The sequence below is a fragment of the Diaphorobacter nitroreducens genome, from assembly GCF_002214645.1.
GTDB classification, from domain to species: Bacteria; Pseudomonadota; Gammaproteobacteria; order Burkholderiales; family Burkholderiaceae_C; genus Diaphorobacter; species Diaphorobacter nitroreducens.
Genome location: NZ_CP016278.1, coordinates 1,639,853 through 1,659,448, shown reverse-complemented (window position 1 = coordinate 1,659,448; position 19,596 = coordinate 1,639,853). Strand labels below are relative to the sequence as shown.

General features: G+C 64.2%; 19 protein-coding genes. 14 read left to right on the top strand and 5 right to left on the bottom strand.

What is annotated here, in order from left to right; translation table 11 throughout:
- Window positions 1–3: 3 nt before the first annotated feature.
- The 9 genes from BA022_RS07755 (at window position 4) to BA022_RS07715 (ending at window position 10,978) form a co-directional block, all read left to right on the top strand.
- Window positions 4–393 carry a thioredoxin domain-containing protein gene (locus BA022_RS07755; RefSeq protein ID WP_088888557.1) on the top strand — a complete coding sequence of 130 codons (390 nt, stop codon included), beginning with the start codon at window positions 4–6 and terminating at the stop codon, window positions 391–393.
- A 188-nt stretch (window positions 394–581) separates the two neighbouring features.
- Window positions 582–1,175, top strand: coding sequence for a ribosome maturation factor RimP (rimP, locus tag BA022_RS07750; protein ID WP_088887083.1), 594 nt, complete (start codon window positions 582–584; stop codon window positions 1,173–1,175).
- Window positions 1,176–1,244: 69 nt separating this feature from the next.
- The gene (gene nusA, locus BA022_RS07745; protein ID WP_088887082.1) at window positions 1,245–2,729 is read left to right on the top strand and encodes a transcription termination factor NusA; all 1,485 of its coding nucleotides are present in this window, start codon (window positions 1,245–1,247) and stop codon (window positions 2,727–2,729) included.
- Window positions 2,730–2,753: 24 nt separating this feature from the next.
- The gene (infB, locus tag BA022_RS07740; RefSeq protein ID WP_088887081.1) at window positions 2,754–5,585 is read left to right on the top strand and encodes a translation initiation factor IF-2; all 2,832 of its coding nucleotides are present in this window, start codon (window positions 2,754–2,756) and stop codon (window positions 5,583–5,585) included.
- Window positions 5,586–5,597: 12 nt separating this feature from the next.
- Window positions 5,598–5,975 carry a 30S ribosome-binding factor RbfA gene (gene rbfA, locus BA022_RS07735; protein WP_011805755.1) on the top strand — a complete coding sequence of 126 codons (378 nt, stop codon included), beginning with the start codon at window positions 5,598–5,600 and terminating at the stop codon, window positions 5,973–5,975.
- Complete coding sequence (truB, locus tag BA022_RS07730; protein ID WP_088887080.1) at window positions 5,972–6,973, top strand: tRNA pseudouridine(55) synthase TruB; 1,002 nt, start codon at window positions 5,972–5,974, stop codon at window positions 6,971–6,973. The genes rbfA and truB overlap by 4 nt, the downstream gene beginning before the upstream one ends.
- A 55-nt stretch (window positions 6,974–7,028) precedes the next feature.
- Window positions 7,029–8,798 carry a translational GTPase TypA gene (gene typA, locus BA022_RS07725; protein WP_236884918.1) on the top strand — a complete coding sequence of 590 codons (1,770 nt, stop codon included), beginning with the start codon at window positions 7,029–7,031 and terminating at the stop codon, window positions 8,796–8,798.
- Between the two features lie 207 nt (window positions 8,799–9,005).
- Complete coding sequence (locus BA022_RS07720) at window positions 9,006–9,890, top strand: DMT family transporter (protein WP_088887079.1); 885 nt, start codon at window positions 9,006–9,008, stop codon at window positions 9,888–9,890.
- Window positions 9,887–10,978 (top strand): enoyl-CoA hydratase/isomerase family protein, encoded by a 1,092-nt coding sequence (locus BA022_RS07715; protein WP_088887078.1) that lies wholly within the window; start codon window positions 9,887–9,889, stop codon window positions 10,976–10,978. Before BA022_RS07720 ends, BA022_RS07715 begins: the two co-directional genes overlap by 4 nt.
- Here BA022_RS07715 and BA022_RS07710 read toward each other — a convergent pair.
- From BA022_RS07710 to smpB, 4 genes are all read right to left on the bottom strand, one after another.
- On the bottom strand, window positions 10,929–11,768 hold the full coding sequence (locus tag BA022_RS07710) for an anti-sigma factor family protein (protein ID WP_088887077.1): 840 nt from the start codon (window positions 11,766–11,768) through the stop codon (window positions 10,929–10,931). The two genes, BA022_RS07715 and BA022_RS07710, sit on opposite strands and share 50 nt — an antisense overlap.
- Window positions 11,769–11,798: 30 nt before the next feature.
- The gene (locus tag BA022_RS07705) at window positions 11,799–12,314 is read right to left on the bottom strand and encodes an RNA polymerase sigma factor (protein WP_088887076.1); all 516 of its coding nucleotides are present in this window, start codon (window positions 12,312–12,314) and stop codon (window positions 11,799–11,801) included.
- Between the two features lie 16 nt (window positions 12,315–12,330).
- Entirely contained in the window at window positions 12,331–12,696 is a 366-nt protein-coding gene (locus BA022_RS07700) for a COG4315 family predicted lipoprotein (RefSeq protein WP_088888555.1), read from the bottom strand.
- A 98-nt stretch (window positions 12,697–12,794) separates the two neighbouring features.
- Complete coding sequence (gene smpB / locus BA022_RS07695) at window positions 12,795–13,268, bottom strand: SsrA-binding protein SmpB (protein ID WP_011805747.1); 474 nt, start codon at window positions 13,266–13,268, stop codon at window positions 12,795–12,797.
- Window positions 13,269–13,382: 114 nt separating this feature from the next.
- Between smpB and BA022_RS07690 the strand changes: the two genes are divergently transcribed.
- A complete protein-coding gene (locus BA022_RS07690) occupies window positions 13,383–13,823 on the top strand; it encodes a type II toxin-antitoxin system RatA family toxin (RefSeq protein WP_011805746.1) in 441 nt (146 codons plus the stop codon).
- Window positions 13,816–14,160, top strand: a complete 345-nt coding sequence (locus BA022_RS07685) for an RnfH family protein (RefSeq protein WP_088887075.1) — start codon at window positions 13,816–13,818, stop codon at window positions 14,158–14,160. Before BA022_RS07690 ends, BA022_RS07685 begins: the two co-directional genes overlap by 8 nt.
- Window positions 14,161–14,246: 86 nt before the next feature.
- On the opposite strand, the gene BA022_RS07680 is transcribed toward BA022_RS07685, so the two are convergent.
- Window positions 14,247–14,744: a DUF4124 domain-containing protein gene (locus BA022_RS07680; RefSeq protein ID WP_088887074.1), complete on the bottom strand. Its 498-nt coding sequence runs from the start codon at window positions 14,742–14,744 to the stop codon at window positions 14,247–14,249.
- A gap of 105 nt (window positions 14,745–14,849) precedes the next feature.
- Between BA022_RS07680 and guaB the strand changes: the two genes are divergently transcribed.
- The 3 genes from guaB (at window position 14,850) to BA022_RS07665 (ending at window position 19,578) form a co-directional block, all read left to right on the top strand.
- On the top strand, window positions 14,850–16,325 hold the full coding sequence (gene guaB, locus BA022_RS07675; protein ID WP_011805743.1) for an IMP dehydrogenase: 1,476 nt from the start codon (window positions 14,850–14,852) through the stop codon (window positions 16,323–16,325).
- A 77-nt stretch (window positions 16,326–16,402) separates the two neighbouring features.
- Window positions 16,403–18,019 (top strand): glutamine-hydrolyzing GMP synthase, encoded by a 1,617-nt coding sequence (guaA, locus tag BA022_RS07670; protein ID WP_088887073.1) that lies wholly within the window; start codon window positions 16,403–16,405, stop codon window positions 18,017–18,019.
- A 302-nt stretch (window positions 18,020–18,321) separates the two neighbouring features.
- Window positions 18,322–19,578 carry a tyrosine-type recombinase/integrase gene (locus BA022_RS07665; RefSeq protein ID WP_088887072.1) on the top strand — a complete coding sequence of 419 codons (1,257 nt, stop codon included), beginning with the start codon at window positions 18,322–18,324 and terminating at the stop codon, window positions 19,576–19,578.
- Window positions 19,579–19,596: the final 18 nt, after the last annotated feature.

The following is a 19,596-nucleotide window of genomic DNA, read 5'->3' as shown; positions in this document are numbered from 1 at the left end:
CTCATGGGCTCCGAAGCCTTTTTGCCGGATGCTGCTTCACATGCCAGCGCAACGCCGCAGTGGTGGGTTGTGTGCCTGTGCGCACAATGGTGCGGTGTATGCCGTGAATACCGTCAAGCCTTCGAGCAAACTGCGCGCGCTTGGCCGCAAATGCGCTTTGAATGGGTGGATGTGGAGGATGAGGAAGAAGTGGTCGGCGACCTGGATGTAGAGACTTTTCCTACTGTCTTGATTGCCGATGGTAGGGCTGCACGGTTTCTGGGACCCCTATTGCCTCAGGCCACAGTGTTGGGGCGCATGCTTCAAAGCATGCAGCAGGCTTCCCAAGTAGCCATGATGGACAGCGCAGCGCAGGACCTTTTTGAGAGAATACGGTCAAGCCGCCAGGGTTGATTCCCGCCCGAATGCAAGATACGTGCCTTTGATCTTTGCAGGTGCCTCGCATATTGGCTACAATACTGGCTTCACGACCAAAACGGGCGGGTACTTACCGCCCTTTTTTTTGGGCGTTTGATTTTGGTTTTTGCAGCCTTGCCGGCCCCGGCGGGGCCTTCACTTGGAATTGGATAGAGCACACGCACGTGGCATTGCAGCAAATCGTTGAACAAACCGTGGCCGGGTTGGGCTATGACCTGGTGGAGATTGAGCGCTCCGCCGGAGGGTTGCTGCGCATTACCATTGACCTGGTTTGGGTGCCGCCCAGGGATGAGGTGTCCGCTGCCGTAGGCGTCGAGCAATTCATTACCGTAGAGGATTGTGAAAAGGTCACCCGTCAGTTGCAGTTCGCGCTGGAGGTGGAGGGGGTGGACTACACGCGGTTGGAAGTCTCATCTCCTGGGATCGACCGCTTGTTGCGCAACGAGGCGGACTTCAAGCGTTTCGAGGGCGAGGTGATCGACATCACCCTCAAGCAGCCCATGGGCGCTGCGGCGGGAGGGCAAGTGCATGCCAACCGCAAGAAATTCCGGGGAACGCTCGAGCGTGCCGATTCGGGCGGTTGGCAGATTGTCTGGAGCGATGAGCCGCCCGTGAAGCCGGGGCAGCGCATCAGCAAGAAGCGCGTGCCAGCGCCTTTGCAGGCCCTTGGTTTCACTTTGGATGAGTTGCGCGAGGCGCGGCTTGCGCCGATCGTGGATTTCAAAGGACGAGGGACCAAGCCTGGGGAGCCGGGCTGAAGGTTGCATAACCGGACTGTCCTCTGAACGGGCAGTTCGTCAGGAATTGAGAAACAGGAGAGCCGTCGCATGAATCGCGAGTTGTTGATGTTGGTAGAAGCCATTTCGCGCGAAAAGAACGTGGAGCGCGATGTGGTCCTGGGCGCTGTGGAGTCTGCTCTGGCACAGGCCACGAAGAAGCTCTACCAGGGTGAAGTGGACATCCGCGTGTCGATTGATCGCGACAGCGGCGAATACGAGACTTTCCGTCGTTGGCTGGTGGTGCCCGACGATGCCGGATTGCAGAACCCCGACGCAGAAGAGCTGCTGATGGATGCCCGCGAACGGGTGGCCGATATCGAGGTGGGGGAGTACATCGAGGAAGCCGTCGAGTCGGTACCGATCGGCCGCATTGGGGCCATGGCGGCCAAGCAGGTGATCCTGCAGAAGATCCGCGATGCCGAACGCGAGATGCTGCTCAACGATTTCATGTCACGCGGCGACAAAATTTTCACCGGCACGGTGAAACGCATGGACAAGGGCGACATCATCGTCGAGAGCGGCCGGGTGGAAGGGCGCCTGCGTCGCGGCGAGATGATCCCGAAGGAAAACCTGCGCAATGGGGACCGTGTGCGCGCCATGATCATGGAGGTGGACCTCACGCTGCGCGGAGCGCCCATCATCCTCTCGCGCTCCGCGCCGGAGTTCATGATCGAGTTGTTCCGCAACGAGGTGCCCGAGATCGAACAGGGTCTGCTGGAGATCAAAAGCTGTGCCCGTGACCCCGGCAGCCGCGCGAAGATCGCTGTGCTCAGCCATGACAAGCGCGTGGACCCCATCGGCACCTGCGTGGGCGTGCGCGGAACGCGTGTGAACGCCGTGACCAACGAACTGGCGGGAGAGCGCGTGGACATCGTGCTGTGGTCCGACGACCCTGCGCAGTTCGTGATCGGCGCGCTTGCTCCGGCCAACGTGACTTCCATCGTGGTCGACGAAGAGAAGCACGCCATGGACGTCGTGGTGGACGAGGAAAACCTCGCCATCGCCATCGGGCGCGGCGGCCAGAACGTGCGCCTGGCGTCCGACCTCACGGGCTGGAAGATCAACATCATGGATGCGGCTGAATCCGCGCAGAAGCAGGCCAATGAAACCGATGCCGCACGTCGCCTGTTCATGGAGAAGCTGGATGTGGATGAGGAGATCGCCAACATCCTGATCGAGGAGGGTTTCGCCAGCCTCGAGGAAGTGGCCTATGTGCCGCTGCAGGAAATGCTGGAGATCGAGAGCTTCGACGAGGACACGGTGAACGAGCTGCGCGCACGCGCCAAGGATGCGCTGCTCACCATGGAAATCGTTCGTGAAGAAAGCGTGGAAAGCGTATCGCAAGACCTGCGTGACCTCGAAGGTCTGACGCCCGAACTGATCGCCAAGTTGGCGGAAGGTGGCGTGCATACGCGTGACGACCTGGCCGATTTGGCCATTGACGAACTGACCGAGCTGACCGGCCAGTCTGCCGAAGATGCGACCGCCTTGATCATGAAGGCGCGCGAGCACTGGTTCACGGGGCAAGAGTAAGGGTCAGGGAGGTTCGAACACAATATGTCGAGTAACACTGTTGCTGAGTTCGCTGCAGAGCTCAAGAAATCGCCTGAAACCTTGCTGGACCAACTGAAGTCCGCCGGTGTGGTCAAGGCGTCGCCGTCGGACGTTCTAAACGAAGCCGACAAGCAAAAGCTGCTGGCCCACCTGCAGGCCAGTCATGGCACTGCGGGGGGTGACCGCAAAAAGATCACCCTGGTCAAGAAGTCCACCAGCGAGATCAAGCAGGCCGACGCTTCTGGCAAGGCACGCACGATCCAGGTCGAAGTGCGTAAGAAGCGTACTTTCATCAAGCGTGACGACAGTGTCGACGCGCCTTCCGATGCGGCTGAATCTGCTCCTTCGGCGGAGGATCTCGAGCTCGTGCGCCGCGAGGAAGAGGCGCGCCGTCAGGCAGAGCTGATTCGCCGCCAGGAGGAAGAGTTGGCCTTGACACGCCGCGAGCGTGAAGAGCGCGAGCGCCGCGAGCGCGAAGCCGAAGAACGCGCTGCCGCCTATGCCGCCCAGCAGGCGGAAAAGAAGGCGCAGGAGTCTGCGGAGCGTGCCGAGGCGCAGCGCGAAGCTGCCGTGGAGGCCGAAGAACGTGCGAAGGCGCAGGCCGATGCCCGGGCAAAGGCCGATGAAGAATCCAAGGCACGTGCGGCGGAAGAAACTGCGCGTGCGGCCGACCTGGACGAGCGCCGCCGCAAGGCGCTTGCCGAGGCCGAGGCCATTCGCGCAATGATGGCTGCCCCCAAGAAGGTGCTCGTGGCGAAGAAGCCCGAGGAACCCAAGCCTGCCGCTAAAGCGGGAGCTTCCGGGGATGCCAAGAAGGGTACGCTGCACAAACCCGCCACCGGTTCCGGCACGGGCGCGCGCGCCGCTGCGCCATCGGCGCCAGGCGGGGCGGGCAAGGAGGTCAAGTCGGCCAAGCTGTCGTCCAGCTGGGCCAACGACACGACCAAGAAGAAGGAAATCAAGACCCGCGGCGACAGCAGTGGCGGCGTGGGTCGCAACAACTGGCGTGGCGGCCCCCGCGGCCGCCGCGGCAATGACCGCGACGACCAGCGCCAGCAGCAGGCAGCCACAGAGTTCCGCGTGCTCGAGGTCTATGTGCCCGAGACCATCACGGTGGCCGAGTTGGCGCACAAGATGGCCATCAAGGCTTCCGAAGTGATCAAGTCGCTCATGAAGATGGGCCAGATGGTCACCATCAACCAGCCGCTGGACCAGGACACCGCCATGATCGTGGTGGAGGAAATGGGCCACACCGCGAAGGTGGCCGCTCTGGATGATCCGGAAGCCTTCACCGCCGAGGAAGTGTCCAGCCAGGATGCCGAACAACTGTCCCGCGCCCCCGTGGTGACGGTGATGGGCCACGTGGACCACGGCAAGACCTCGCTGCTGGACTACATCCGGCGCAGCAAGGTAGCCTCTGGCGAAGCTGGCGGCATTACCCAGCACATCGGCGCCTACCATGTGGAGACGCCACGCGGCATCGTCACGTTCCTGGACACGCCGGGCCACGAGGCCTTCACGGCCATGCGTGCGCGCGGCGCCCAGGCCACCGACATCGTGATTCTGGTGTGTGCGGCAGACGACGGCGTGATGCCCCAGACCAAGGAAGCCATCAAGCACGCGAAGGCGGCTGGTGTTCCCATCGTGGTGGCGCTTACCAAGGCAGACAAGCCCGAGGCCAACATCGAGCGCGTCAAGCAGGAACTGGTGGGCGAGCAGGTGGTGCCTGAGGAATACGGCGGCGATTCGCCGTTCGTGGCCGTGTCGTCCAAGACGGGCATGGGCATCGATGCTCTGCTGGAGCAGGTGCTGCTCCAGGCCGAGGTGCTGGAACTCAAGGCTCCCGTCGATGCGGCTGCCAAGGGTATCGTCATCGAGGCCCAACTGGACAAGGGCCGCGGGTCCGTGGCTACCGTGCTGGTGCAGTCCGGTACGCTCAAGGTGGGCGATGTGGTGCTGGCAGGCCAGACTTTCGGCCGCGTGCGCGCCATGCTGGACGAAGACGGCAAGCAGACCAAGGAAGCCGGCCCGTCGATCCCGGTGGAGATCCAGGGCCTGAACGAAGTGCCCCAGGCGGGCGACGACTTCATGGTGCTGCAGGACGAACGCCGCGCCCGCGAGATTGCGACGTACCGCGCTGGCAAGTTCCGCAACACCAAGCTGGCCAAGCAGCAAGCGGCCAAGCTGGAGAACATGTTTGCCGAGATGGGGGCGGGCGAGGTGCAGACCCTGCCGCTGATCATCAAGGCGGACGTGCAGGGCTCCCAGGAGGCGCTGGCGGCTTCGCTGCTCAAGCTCTCCACCGAAGAGATCCGCGTGCAGATCGTGTACTCCGGCGTGGGCGGCATCAGCGAGTCGGACGTCAACCTGGCGATTGCCTCCAAGGCCATCGTCATTGGCTTCAACGTGCGCGCCGATGCGCAGGCCCGTAAAACGGCCGAAGGCAACGACGTGGACATCCGCTACTACAACATCATCTACGACGCCGTGGATGAAGTGAAGGCAGCGATGTCCGGCATGCTGGCGCCCGAACAGCGTGAGGAAGCCATCGGCACGGCCGAGATCCGTACCGTGTTCGTGGCCTCCAAGATCGGTACCGTGGCGGGTTCGTACATCACGTCGGGCCAGGTCACGCGCAACTGCAAGTTCCGCCTGCTGCGCGACAACATCGTCATCTACACGGGCGATGTGGAATCGGTGCGCCGCATGAAGGACGACGTCAAGGAAGTCAAGGAAGGCTTCGAGTGCGGTATCAAGCTCAAGAACTACAACGACATCAAGGAAGGTGATCAGCTGGAGTTCTTCGAGATCAAGGAAATCGCACGCACGCTGTAAGGTCCGCACGACATGGCTGCCAAGAAATCCTCGTCCCCCAACCGCGGCTTCAAGGTCGCGGATCAGATCCAGCGCGACCTCACCGAGCTGATCCGCGATCTCAAGGATCCGCGGATCGGCATGGTGACGCTGCAAGGGGTCGAGGTGACGCCGGACTATGCGCACGCCAAGGTGTTCTTCAGTGTGCTCATCGGTGATGGTGAGGCCTCCGAGGAGGCCTTGAACCAGGCGGCTGGCTTTCTACGCAACGGCCTGTTCAAGCGCCTGCACATCCACACCGTGCCCACGCTGCACTTCGTGTACGACCGCACCACCGAGAAGGCGGCCGACATGAATGCGCTGATCGCGCGCGCGGTAGCCTCTCGTTCCAAAGACGACGACGCAGCATGACCGAACGCGCTCCCCGCATCCGGGTGCAGCGGCGCCCGGTGCACGGAGTGCTGCTGCTCGACAAACCCCTGGGCCTATCCAGCAATGACGCCTTGCAGAAGGTGAAGTGGCTGCTGCGCGCCGAGAAGGCCGGCCACACGGGCACGCTGGACCCGCTGGCCAGTGGCGTGCTGCCGCTGTGCTTTGGTGCCGCCACCAAGTTCAGCCAGTTGCAGCTGGAAGCGCCCAAGACCTATGAAGCCGTCGCATTGTTGGGTACCACCACAACCACCGGTGACGCCGAGGGTCAGGTGCTGGCTCGGTGCGCGGTCGATCCGGCCATGCTCACGCCCGAGCGGTTGGCGGCGGTACAGGCGCAGTTCACCGGCCCCATCCGCCAGGTGCCGCCCATGCACAGCGCGCTCAAGAAAGACGGCAAGGCGCTGTATGAGTACGCGCGTGCCGGCATTGCCGTGGAGCGCGAGGCGCGTGATGTCACGATCCATGCATTGAAATTGGCGCTAACGCACACGGAGAAAGCGCAACCAGCTATTAAAATGGTAGTGACCTGCAGCAAAGGTACCTACATCCGTACCCTGGGTGAAGACATCGGCCAGGCGCTGGGCTGCGGCGCGCATCTCACGTTCCTGCGCCGTACCGACACGGGCGGTATCGGCGTGGAGCGCTGCGTGACGCTGGAGGCGCTGCAGGCCATGGACGAGGATGCGCGCATGGCCTGCGTGCACCCGGTGGAGACCTTGCTGGCGCAGCACACGGCTGTCACGCTGGACGATGACAATGCCGGGCGTTTCCTCTCGGGCATGCGCCGGCGCGGCGCCTGGCCCGACGCGCCCGCCGTGGCCGTGTTCGGGGCGTGCCCGCGCGTGCTGCTGGGGGTCGGGCATGTGCGGGGAGGAGAGCTGATTCCAGACCGGCTGCTCAGCCCCCTTGAAATTCAACAGATTCTGGAGAGCTCGCCGCGGGCTGAACGCGGCACATTGGAAGCAACTACGCTATGAGCAAACAATCCGCAACATCGCCATCATCGCTCACGTCGACCATGGCAAGACCACGATGGTGGACCAACTGCTGCGCCAGTCCGGCACCTTCGCCGAGCACGAGAAGGTCGTGGACACCGTGATGGACAGCAACGCCATCGAGCGCGAGCGCGGCATCACCATCCTGGCGAAGAACTGCGCCGTGAGCTGGAACGGCACGCACATCAACATCCTGGACACGCCCGGCCACGCGGACTTCGGCGGCGAGGTGGAGCGTGCCCTGTCGATGGTGGACGGCGTGGTGCTGCTGATCGACGCGCAGGAAGGCCCCATGCCCCAGACGCGCTTCGTGACCAAGAAGGCGTTGGCGCTGGGCCTCAAGCCCATCGTGGTGGTCAACAAGGTGGACAAGCCCGGCGCGCGCCCCGACTACGTGGTGAACGCCGCTTTCGACCTGTTCGACAAGCTGGGCGCCACCGACGAGCAATTGGACTTTCCCGTGGTCTATGCCTCGGGCATCAACGGCTGGAGCGCGCTGGAGCAGGGCAACCCCGGTGAGCAGTGGGGCCCCGACATGTCGGCGCTGTTCGAGACCATCCTCAAGCACGTGCCGTCCGTGAAGGGCGACGCCACGGCGCCGCTGCAGATGCAGGTTTCGGCGCTGGACTATTCCACGTTCGTCGGCCGTATCGGCGTGGGCCGTATCACCCAGGGCACACTCAAGGCCGGGCAGGATGTGCTGGTCATGGCCGGGCCGGACGGCGCCAGCTACAAGGGCCGCGTGAACCAGATCCACCAGTTCCAGGGCCTGGACCGCGTGCAGGTGAGCGAAGCCGGCCCCAGCGAGATCGTGCTCATCAACGGCATCGAGAACGTGGGTATCGGCGAGACCCTCACCGACCCCGCCAACCCCCAGCCGCTGCCCATGCTGAAGATCGACGAGCCCACGCTGACGATGAACTTCTGCGTGAACACCTCGCCGCTGGCGGGCCGTGAAGGCAAGTTCGTGACCAGCCGCCAGATCTGGGACCGCCTGCAGAAGGAGCTGCGTTCCAACGTGGCCCTGCGCGTCAAGGAAACCGACGAGGACGGCATCTTCGAGGTGTCCGGCCGCGGCGAATTGCACCTGACCATCCTGCTGGAAGAAATGCGCCGTGAAGGCTACGAGCTGGCCGTATCCAAGCCGCGCGTGGTGTACCGCGACATCGACGGCGAGCGCTGCGAGCCTATCGAACTGGTGACTGCTGATATCGAGGAAGGCCACCAAGGCGGTGTGATGCAGGCCCTCGGCGAGCGCAAGGGTGAACTGGTGAACATGGAGCCCGACGGCCGTGGCCGCGTGCGCCTGGAGTACCGCATCCCGGCCCGTGGCCTGATCGGTTTCACCAACGAATTCCTGAACCTGACGCGCGGCTCGGGCCTCATCAGCAATATCTTCGACAGCTATGAGCCGCATAAGGGCGACATTGGCGGCCGCAAGAACGGCGTGCTGATTTCCATGGACGATGGTGAAATTTTTACCTACGCCCTGGGCAAGCTCGACGACCGTGGTCGCATGTTCGTGAAGGCAGGCGACCCGGTGTACGAAGGCATGATCGTCGGCGTGCACAACCGCGACAACGACCTGGTGGTGAACGCCACGCGTACCAAGCAGCTCACCAACTTCCGCGTGAGCGGCAAGGAAGACGCGATCAAGATCACGCCCCCGATCGACCTCACGCTGGAGTACGGCGTGGAGTTCATCGAGGACGATGAACTGGTGGAGATCACGCCCAAGAGCATTCGCCTGCGCAAGCGCCACCTCAAGGAGCACGAGCGCAAGCGCGCCAGCCGCGAAGGCGCGTGATCGGCAAGGACTGCTCTGCCTGAACCGGCTTGCTGCGGCAGCCAAGGCGCTGCGAGCCGACGAAGGGTGAGCCCATCCGCAAGGAGGGTTCGCCCTTCGCGCATCTGAGGCAGCGCGGTATGGCGCCAGCCGCTACCATGCGGGGCTCACGGCATGCGTGGGTAGCACATGCCGACGACACAAGAAATCCACAGGGAGGAGACAGCGATGACCGCGAATGCCTTGCCCGGCCACGCGCGGGCGGTCTGGCTGATGGTGGCCGTCACCTTCATGTGGTCCATCGCGGGCGTCGTCACGCGCCATCTGGACCAGGCGCGCAGCTTTGAAGTGACCTTCTGGCGCAGCTTCTTCATGCTGCTGTCGCTGTGCGTGATCCTGCCGGTGCTGCAGGGCAGGGCGTTGCTGGCCAATCTGCGGCGCGGGGGGCGGGCGGTGTGGATCTCTGGCGTGTGCTGGAGCGTGATGTTCACGGCCTTCATGATCGCCATATTGCTCATCCCAGTGGCCAGCGTATTGGTCACCATGGCCATCGGACCGCTGCTCACGGCATTGCTGGCGCGCGCCTTCATTGGCCACCACATCGCGCCGCGCACCTGGTGCGCGATTGCATTGGCGGGCGCAGGCATCGGGTGGATGTATGGCTCGGGCATCTCCGGCCTGTCCGTGGTGGGCGTGCTTGTTGCCTTGTGCGTGCCGGTCGCGGCGGCCGTGAACTGGGTGGTGGTGCAGCACTCGCAGCGCCAGGGCCATGCGGTGGACCTGGTGCCCGCCGTGCTGCTGGGGGCGGCGCTGTCCGCCCTGGCCACGCTGCCGCTTGCGTGGCCGTTCCAGGCCACGGCGCGTGATTTGTCCCTTCTGGCCCTGCTGGGTCTGGTCCAATTGGCGATCCCCTGCGTGCTGGTGGTGTACTGCGCGCGCGTGCTCAAGGCGCCTGAGATTGCGCTGCTGGGCCTGCTGGAAGTGATCTTTGGCATTCTGCTGGCCTGGGTGGGCGCTGGAGAGCGCCCAGCCCCGGCCGTGCTGATGGGAGGCGCGCTGGTGATCGGCGCGCTCGTTTTCAATGAACTGCTTGGATGGAAGGAACAACAATGACGGAGATGACGGCGGAAGTCGTGACCGAGGTGTGCGGCCAGGTGGGCTGCATCACGCTGAACCGCCCGAAGGCGCTGAATGCCTTGTCGCTGGGCATGGTGCGCGACCTGATGGCGGCGCTGCTGGCCTGGCAGCATGACGACAAGGTACTGGCCGTGGCGATCCGCGGCAACGGCCGCGAAGGGCCCTTCGGCGCCTTCTGCGCAGGCGGCGACATCCGCTTCTTGCACGCCGCGGGCAGCACGGGCAATCCGCAGTTGGAGGACTTCTTCACCGAGGAATACGCCCTCAACCACCTGATCCACACCTTCGGCAAGCCCTACATCGCCTTCATGGACGGCATCGTCATGGGGGGCGGCATGGGCATCAGCCAGGGCGGCACGCTGCGCATCGTGACCGAGCGCACCAAGATGGCCATGCCGGAGACGGCGATCGGCCTGTTCCCCGATGTGGGCGGCGGCTACTTCCTCTCGCGCTGTCCTGGCCGCGTGGGCGAGTGGCTGGCACTGACGGGCGACGCCATCGGCGCAGCCGATGCCATTGACTTCGGCCTGGCGGACGGCTTCCTGCCGGCGGACCAGCAAGCGGCGGTGTGGGACGGTCTGGCGTTGCAGACGTTTGCCGACGGCGCTGCCGTTCAGCAGTGGGTTGCATCAAAATTTGTAGCTGCTGGCGCTTGCGCTGTAAGCGCTAGAGGCCAAATTGATCACTACTTCGCGTTGGATGATGCGGCGGCCATCGTGGCTGCGCTGGAGCAGTCTGACGACGAGTGGGCACGCGCCACGGCTGCCACGTTGCGCAAGCGCTCTCCACTGATGCTGCATGTCGTGCTGGAGCAGGTCCGCCGTGCGCGCAGCATGGGTCTGGCCGACGACTTGCGCATGGAGCGCGACATGGTTCGGCACTGCTTCTACCTGCGTCCCGGCCAGAGCGAGACGGTGGAGGGCATTCGCGCCCTGGCGGTGGACAAGGACCACAGCCCGCGCTGGAACCCCGCGCGCGTGGAGGATGTGGAGCCCGCGCTGGTGCAAGCGTTCTTCAAGAGCCCTTGGCCGGCGCACGCGCACCCGCTGGCGGCGCTGCGCTGATCTGCTGGTACACCGCCGTGGCCAGCGCCTGCAGCGTGGGCCGCGGCAGTTCGCCGCTGAGGGCGTAGCCAAAACCCTGGTCCACCCAGTAGAAACTGGACACGGTCCCTTCGTCGTGGAACTGGAACGCGGTGGTCGGTGCCGCCGCAGCCTGTAGGCCGTCGAGTGCGCCCAGGTACAGCGTGATTCGCGCGCCCGCGGCGTTCTGGTACATGAATTGCGCGCGCGCCCCGCTGCCGCCGGGCAGCAGGCGCCCGCCCATCAATTCGAACCCCTCGGCCTGCAGCCGCGGCACGGTGAGCGGGCGCTCCAGCCGCTTGGACAGCCACTGCACCAGGTGGTCCTGCTGCGCGGCCGCCACTTCCACAGGATGGCGCTGTTCGGGTTGGTAGACCGCGTGCGCCACGGCCGCCTGCTGCACGAACCGTTGCGGGGGGGCCGTGGCCAGTGTGGTTTGTTTGCCGTCCGTCGCATGCAGGCTCCAGCCCAGCCCGAACGCCAGCACCCAGCCCGCGGCAAAGCCGCCCCAACGGGCCCAGTGCTGTTGCGTGGCGTGTGCGTCTTGCAGGCGCTCTGCCGCCTGTACCAGCACATTGGGCACAGGCTGCCGCAACCAGTCAGCGTGCAGGGTCTGCAGCTGCGCACGCTGTTGCGCCCACGCTTCGGCAAGCTGCCTCTGCGAGGAGTCCATGCGAGAGTGCAGCGACTCTGCCTGGGCGCGCGGCAGCCGGTCGTCCGCCAGAGCATGCAGATGCGTCTCGTCCGAAGGGCTGAAAGGGTCGGGCTTCATGTCGGGCTCACTACGGGCGGAAAGGGCGCTTCATTTCATGCGGCGCAAGGCAGTCGGGGTGGATGACGGCTGGGCGGGGGCTGAGGGCTCCATCAACTCGCGCATGCGTGCGCGAGCGCGGGACAACCGCGACATCACCGTGCCTTCCGGTATACCCAGCACACGCGCCACGTCGGCATAGGCCATGTCTTCCAGTGTCACCAGGAGCAGCACGGCCCGTTGATCGGCGGGCAGGCGTTGCAGGCAGCGGTCCAGGTCCAGGGCTGTTTCGTGGGAGGCGTCAGGCGCGTCCGCGATGGCCGCCAGGGCCTCCACATCCATCGCCTGCACGGGCACCAGGCCGCGGCGCTGGTTGAGGTACAGGTTGTGCATCAGCGTGAAAAGCCAGGCGCGCAGATTGCTGCCGCCGCGCCACAGCAGCCACTTGCGGCAGGCGCGCTCCAGCGTGTCCTGCACCAGATCGTCGGCTGCCCATGCGTCGCCGGTGAGCGCGCGCGCATAGCGGCGCAACCCCGGCAGTTGCTCCACGATCTGGACGCGGTTCATGGACGCATTGTGGGGCTCATGGCTTGGCGGTGCGCCACAGGTTGTTCACGCCGTCCCCCGTCTTGTCGCCGGGCTTGCCGTCCTTGATCCAGTAGTACAGCGGCTTGCCCTTGTAGGCCACCTGCTTGCTGCCGTCGGCGCGCTGGATCAGACTGTAGCCTTCACCCGCGGGGGCGCTGGTGGCGTTCAGGGGTGGCCAGTTGGTGGCGCAGGCGCCGTTGCAGGCCGACTGGCCATCGCCCGCTACGTCTTTGTCAAAGGTGTAGAGCGTCATGCCGTTCGGGCCGACGAGCACGCCGTCCTGGGTGCTGACTTGCGCGGGCGCGAGGGAATAACAGCCGGCGAGTGCCAGCGCGGCGAGCAGGGAACTGAGCTTGGTCATGGTGTTCTCCGGAAGGGTGCCGGCCACAGGAATTGTGGCCGGACGCTGGCATGAACACCGGGGGCGCTGCGTTTATTCCACCCTCCGCCAAAAAAAGATCAGCGGTGGCGGCTCTTCATGACGCGTTCCACCTCGCGCTTGCCTTCGCGCTCCTTGATGGTGTCGCGCTTGTCGTGCTCGGCCTTGCCCTTGGCCAACGCAATCTCGCACTTGGCGCGGCCGTCTTTCCAGTGGAGATTCAGCGGCACCAGGGTGTAGCCTTTTTGCTCGACCTTGCCGATCAGGCGCCGGATTTCGTCCTTGTGCATCAGCAGCTTTTTGATGCGCGCCGCGTCGGGGCTGACGTGCGTGGACGCGGTCTTGAGCGGGTTGATCTGGCAGCCGATGAGAAACAGTTCGCCATCTTTGATGATCACGTAGCCGTCGGTAAGCTGCACCTTGCCCTCGCGCAGTGCCTTGACCTCCCAGCCGTGCAGCACCAGCCCCGCCTCGTAGCGCTCTTCAAAGAAATAGTTGTATGCCGCCTTCTTATTGTCGGCGATGCGGGACGATGTGTCAGGTTTCTTGGCCATGGTGAATAGATGCGGCGCAAACCGGGAGATCAAGGGTCTCCCTACAATTGTTGTCGTCTCGCACCATCGATTCTAGGCCGGCTGTGCCACCAGGCCCATCCAGCCTTCGCCTGCATGAAAACTGTCAACAAGTCCGTCCTCATCTGGTACAGCCCCGAAGAAATGTTCGCCCTCGTGACGGACGTGGCCAAGTATCCGCAGTTCCTGCCGTGGTGCGACCACGCCACCGTCCTGGAAACCCATGCAAACGGCATGAAGGCGGAAGTGGGCATTGCGTTGGGCGGCATACGCAAGTCGTTTGTCACGCGCAATACGCATGAGCCAGGACGCCGCGTCAAGATGGAACTGGTGGAGGGCCCTTTTTCACAGCTCGACGGCGACTGGCACTTTCATCCTGTGGGAGACGGCACGCAGCGCGCATGCAAGGTCGAACTGCAGCTGAGCTACGGCTTTGACAACCGGGCGTTGGCGGCGTTGGTGGGCCCCGTGTTTGACCGCATCGCCGCCACGTTCATCGATGCCTTCATCAAACGGGCCGAGCAGGTTTATGGCTGAAACCTCGCCCCCGCCGGGGCGGCTGCGCATCACGGTGGCCATCTCGCGGCAACCTGCCGATGTGCAGGAGTGGGAGGTGCTACTTCCCGCTGGCGCTACGGTGGCCGATGCTCTGAGCGCCTGCGGACTGGATGCACAGGCTGAGAGGCTTGTCTGGGGCATTTGGGGCAGGGAAGGCGGACTCGACGACCTGCTGCACGATGGTGACCGCGTGGAAGGCTGCCGCCCCTTGCGGGTTGACCCGAAGCTGGCGCGCCGCCAGCGCTTTGCGCGCCAGGGCGCTCGTGCGGCGGGATTGTTCGCCAAACGCCGGCCGGGGGCCAAGTCCGGTTATTGAGAGTGCTTCCCAGCATGCGCTGAAAACAAAACGGCCGCCTCATCCATGCGGAAGGGCGGCCGGTGGCGACGGTTATGGGGTAGCTGCTACTTGCAGTCGGAAGCGATGGTTGCTTCCGCTCGGCGTAATTCTGCTGCGCGGGTTGCATCGTCCATGAAGCCCCGCTCCCCCTTGGCATTGACATTGCTCACCAACTGGCCGGGCGCCAACTGCTCCTTTGCGCGTTTGGCGCGCGCGCAGTTATCGGCACGGGCCTTGGCCACGCGGTCCTCCTCCGCTTTCTTCTTGGCGGCTTCGGCGGCGTCAGCCTTGGCCTTGTTCTCCTCCAGCTGTTTGTCCTTGCCGCTGGCAGGCGGGGCGGCTTCGGATGCGGGGGCCGACGCTGGCGATGCGGGCGCCGCCGTCGCGGTACGCGGCAGGGCGCGCTGCGGTTGCTTGAGGATGCTCTTGTCAGGAATGTCCTGTGGCGGCGGGCGGTCGCTGAACACCTTGCGCCCATCCTTGTCCACCCATTGCCATTGAGCCGATGCGCCCATGGCCCAGGAGCAGCCCAGCGTCAGCAGAAGAAGCTTGTGCGGTTTCATGCGAGCGAGTGTAGCGGTGAGCGGCTGCACCCACCAAGGGGCGTTCACGCGGGGTGTGTGCGATTTGTCGCGCGGCGGGTACAATCCTTTTTTTGGAGCTTTCACATGCGCCTTCTTGGAAAAGCGCTCACCTTCGACGATGTGTTGTTGGTGCCGGCGTACTCCCAGGTCCTGCCCAAGGACACCTCCCTCGTCACGCGCTTCACGCGCAACATCACCCTGAACCTCCCGCTCGTGTCCGCCGCCATGGACACCGTGACCGAAGCGCGTCTGGCCATCGCCATCGCGCAAGAAGGGGGGATTGGCGTCATCCACAAGAACATGACGGCCGAGCAGCAGGCGGCCGAGGTGTCAAAGGTCAAGCGGCATGAATCCGGCGTGGTGCACGATCCCGTGGTCATCACACCCGAACACACGGTGCTGCAGGTGCTGGAACTGTCCGAGAACCTGGGCATCTCGGGCTTCCCGGTCTGTGATGGTGGCAAGGTGGTGGGCATCGTCACCAGCCGCGACGTGCGCTTCGAGACGCGCTACGACGTCAAGGTGCGTGAGATCATGACGCCGCGCGAGAAGCTGATTACCGTCAACGAAAAAGACGGCACCACTCCGGCCCAGGCCAAGGCACTGCTCAACCGCCACAAGCTGGAGCGCCTGCTGGTGGTGAACGACGCCTTTGAGCTCAAGGGCCTCATCACGGTCAAGGACATCAACAAGCAGACCACGTTCCCCAACGCCGCGCGCGATGCGGCAGGCCGCCTGCGCGTGGCCGCTGCCGTGGGCGTCGGCGCGGGCACCGAAGAGCGCGTGGCGTTGCTGGTCAAGGCCGGTGTGGATGCCATCGTGGTGGATACAGCCCACGGCCACAGCAAAGGTGTGATCGATCGCGTGCGCTGGGTCAAACAGAACTACCCGCAGGTGGATGTGATCGGCGGCAACATCGCCACCGGCGCTGCCGCGCTGGCCCTGGCCGAGGCAGGCGCCGATGCGGTCAAGGTCGGCATCGGTCCCGGCTCCATCTGCACCACACGCATCGTGGCTGGCGTGGGTGTGCCCCAGATCATGGCCATCGACAGCGTCGCCACCGCGCTTCAGGGCACAGGTGTGCCGCTGATCGCCGATGGCGGCATCCGCTTCTCGGGGGATATTGCCAAGGCGCTGGCCGCGGGCGCGTCGACCATCATGATGGGCGGCATGTTTGCTGGCACCGAAGAAGCGCCCGGCGAAGTCATCCTGTACCAGGGCCGCTCCTACAAAAGCTACCGTGGCATGGGCTCGATCGGCGCCATGCAGCAGGGCTCGGCCGACCGCTACTTCCAGGAAGCCACCACGGGCAATCCCAACGCTGACAAGCTGGTGCCCGAGGGCATCGAAGGCCGCGTGCCCTACAAGGGCTCCATGGTGTCCATCGTGTTCCAGATGGCCGGCGGCGTGCGTGCGGCCATGGGCTACTGTGGTTGCGCAACCATCGAAGAGATGAACAACAAGGCCGAATTCGTGGAGATCACGGCGGCTGGCATCCGCGAGTCGCACGTGCACGACGTGCAGATCACCAAGGAAGCCCCCAACTACCGGGCGGACTGAGTCTTCGCCATTCCGCAGGCCCGAACCCGTCTCCAGGTGTTCGGGCCTTTTGTCTTTTACCGACCCTGTCGCTCTCCATGCAACACGACAAGATCCTCATCCTCGACTTCGGCTCCCAGGTCACCCAACTCATCGCGCGCCGCGTGCGCGAGACGCATGTCTACTGCGAGGTCCACCCCTGCGACGTGAGCAGCGACTGGGTGCGCCAGTTCGCCGCAGACGGCAAGCTCAAGGGTGTGATCCTGTCGGGCAGCCACGCCAGCGTCTACGAAGTGGACGACCGAGCCCCTGACGCCGTGTTCGAGTTGGGCGTGCCCGTGCTGGGCATCTGCTACGGCATGCAGACCATGGCCGCGCAACTGGGCGGCAAGGTCGAGGGCTCGCACAGCCGCGAGTTCGGCTATGCCGAAGTCCGCGCCCATGGCCATACCGCGCTGCTCAAGGGCATCGAGGATTTCTCCACGCCCGAGGGCCACGGCATGCTGAAGGTGTGGATGAGCCACGGCGACAAGGTCACCGAGCTGCCTCCCGGTTTCAAGCTGATGTGCTCCACCGGCAGCTGCCCCATCGCCGGCATGGCGGACGAAACGCGGCGCTTCTACGCCGTGCAATTCCACCCCGAGGTCACGCACACGGTGCAGGGCGCCGCGCTGCTCAACCGCTTCGTGCGCGAGATCTGCGGTGCCCAGGCGGACTGGGTCATGCGCGACCACATCGAGGAAGCCGTGCAGAAGATCCGCGAACAGGTGGGCGATGAGGAAGTGATCCTGGGCCTGTCTGGCGGCGTGGATTCGTCGGTGGCTGCGGCTCTGATTCACCGCGCGATTGGCGACCAGCTCACCTGCGTGTTCGTGGACCACGGCCTGCTGCGACTCAACGAAGGCGACATGGTCATGGACATGTTCGCAGGCAAGCTGCACGCGAAGGTGGTGCGCGTGGATGCCTCGGACCTGTTCCTGGGTGAGCTGGCCGGTGTGTCGGAGCCCGAGCAAAAGCGCAAGATCATCGGCCGATTGTTCGTGGACGTGTTCAAGGCCGAAGCCGAAAAGCTCAAGGCCAGCGGCCAGGGCCACAAGGGCGCGACCTTCCTGGCGCAAGGCACCATCTACCCCGACGTGATCGAGTCCGGCGGTGCCAAGAGCAAGAAGGCCGTCACCATCAAGAGCCACCACAACGTGGGTGGGCTGCCCGAGCAACTCGGCCTCAAACTGCTGGAGCCGCTGCGCGACCTGTTCAAGGACGAGGTGCGCGAGCTCGGCGTGGCCCTGGGACTGCCGCGCGAAATGGTCTACCGCCATCCGTTCCCCGGCCCGGGCCTGGGCGTGCGCATTCTGGGCGCGGTGAAGAAGGAATACGCCGACCTGCTGCGCCGCGCCGATGCCATCTTCATCGAAGAGCTGCGCAACTTCACCGACGAAGCCACGGGCAAGACCTGGTACGACCTCACCAGCCAGGCCTTCACCGTGTTCCTGCCCGTCAAGAGCGTGGGCGTGATGGGCGATGGCCGCACCTACGACTATGTGGTGGCACTGCGCGCGGTGCAGACCAGCGACTTCATGACAGCCGACTGGGCGGAGTTGCCCTACGCGCTGTTGAAGAAGGTCTCCAGCCGCATCATCAATGAGGTGCGCGGCATCAACCGCGTGACCTACGACGTTTCGAGCAAGCCGCCTGCCACCATCGAGTGGGAGTGAAATCAGGTCCTTCGGGGACTATCGCCAGGTATCGAAAAACCGCTGTAACGTGTTGATTTAGAAGGAAATACGTCATGGCAGTTATCGGTGGCTATCGCCGGCCAGCAAAACGGGTTGACGGTAGAACTGACGGTAAGAACCGGGGGTCGGATTAAGACCCTCCCGTTTACTATTGAGACCAAATCGGTCTTTGACGGTAAATCACTCTTCTGGAAAGCTTGTTTCATGCGGCTTTCCAGGCATCAGCAGGTCTCCTGACCCCTGACGGTAAAAAGCCGTCGCGAACAGGAGGAAAAACCTCGATGCTTACTGACACAGCACTGCGCAATCTGAAACCTAAGTCATTGACTTATAAGGTTTCTGACCGGGATGGGATGTACGTGACGGTATCGGCCGCCGGTACCGTCACCTTCCGCTACGATTACCGTCTCAACGGGCGCCGTGAGACCCTGACGATTGGCCGCTATGGCCCTGGCGGTATCTCGCTGGCGCTAGCCCGTGAAAAGCTGCTCGACGCCAAGAAGGCCGTCGCCGACGGCCGTTCCCCGGCACTGGAAAAGCAGCGTGATAAGCGCCGGCTGACCGCTGCCAAGAATTTCGGCGATATCGCCGTCAAATGGCTGGCGGACGCCCGGATGGCCGACAGCACGCGCGCGATGCGCAAACACGTCGTCGATCGCGACATCCTGCCGGCGTTCCAGAACCGGCTGCTCAACGAAATCACCGCGGATGACCTGCGGGCCTTGTGCAACAAGGTGAAGGCACGCGGGGCGCCCGCCACGGCGGTGCATGTCCGCGACATCGTGAAGCAGGTCTATGCCTTCGCCACCCTGCACGGCGAGAAGGTGGACAACCCGGCGAGCGATGTGGCGGCCGCCTCGATCGCGACCTTTGTGCCGAAGGACCGGGCGCTCTCACCAACAGAGATCCGGCTGGCGTTCCACCAGTTGGAATCCATCGCGACCTATCCGACGATCCGCCTGGCCCTGCGCATGGTCCTGCTGACCCTGGTGCGCAAGAGCGAATTGATTGAGGCCACCTGGGATGAGGTCGATTTCGAGAACGCCACCTGGACGATTCCGAAGCAGCGCATGAAGGGGCGCAATCCGCACGTGGTCTATCTGTCGCGGCAGGCCCTGGACATTCTCGTGGCGTTGCATACCTGCGCTGCGGGCTCGAAGTTCGTGCTGCCCTCGCGCTACGAGCCAAGCTGTTGCATGTCGCATGCGACCCTGAACCGCGTCACCCAGCTCATTGCCGAGCGGGCCAAGGCTGCGGGCCTGCCTCTGGAGCCTTTCACAGTGCATGACCTGCGCCGTACCGGCGCGACGCTGCTCAACGAGGTGGGCTTCAACGGTGACTGGATCGAGAAGTGCCTGGCGCACGAGGAAGGGCGCTCCTCGCGTTCGGTGTACAACAAGGCCGAGTACGCCGAGCAGCGGCGCCACATGCTGCAGGAGTGGGCGGACATGGTCGATGCCTGGATCGACGGGCGTACCCACGTGCCGAAGCTGCTGCCGGAGAACGTGCCGGTCCCAGTGCTCAGTGCGGCTTTGTGAGGGAGGGCCGCATGATGA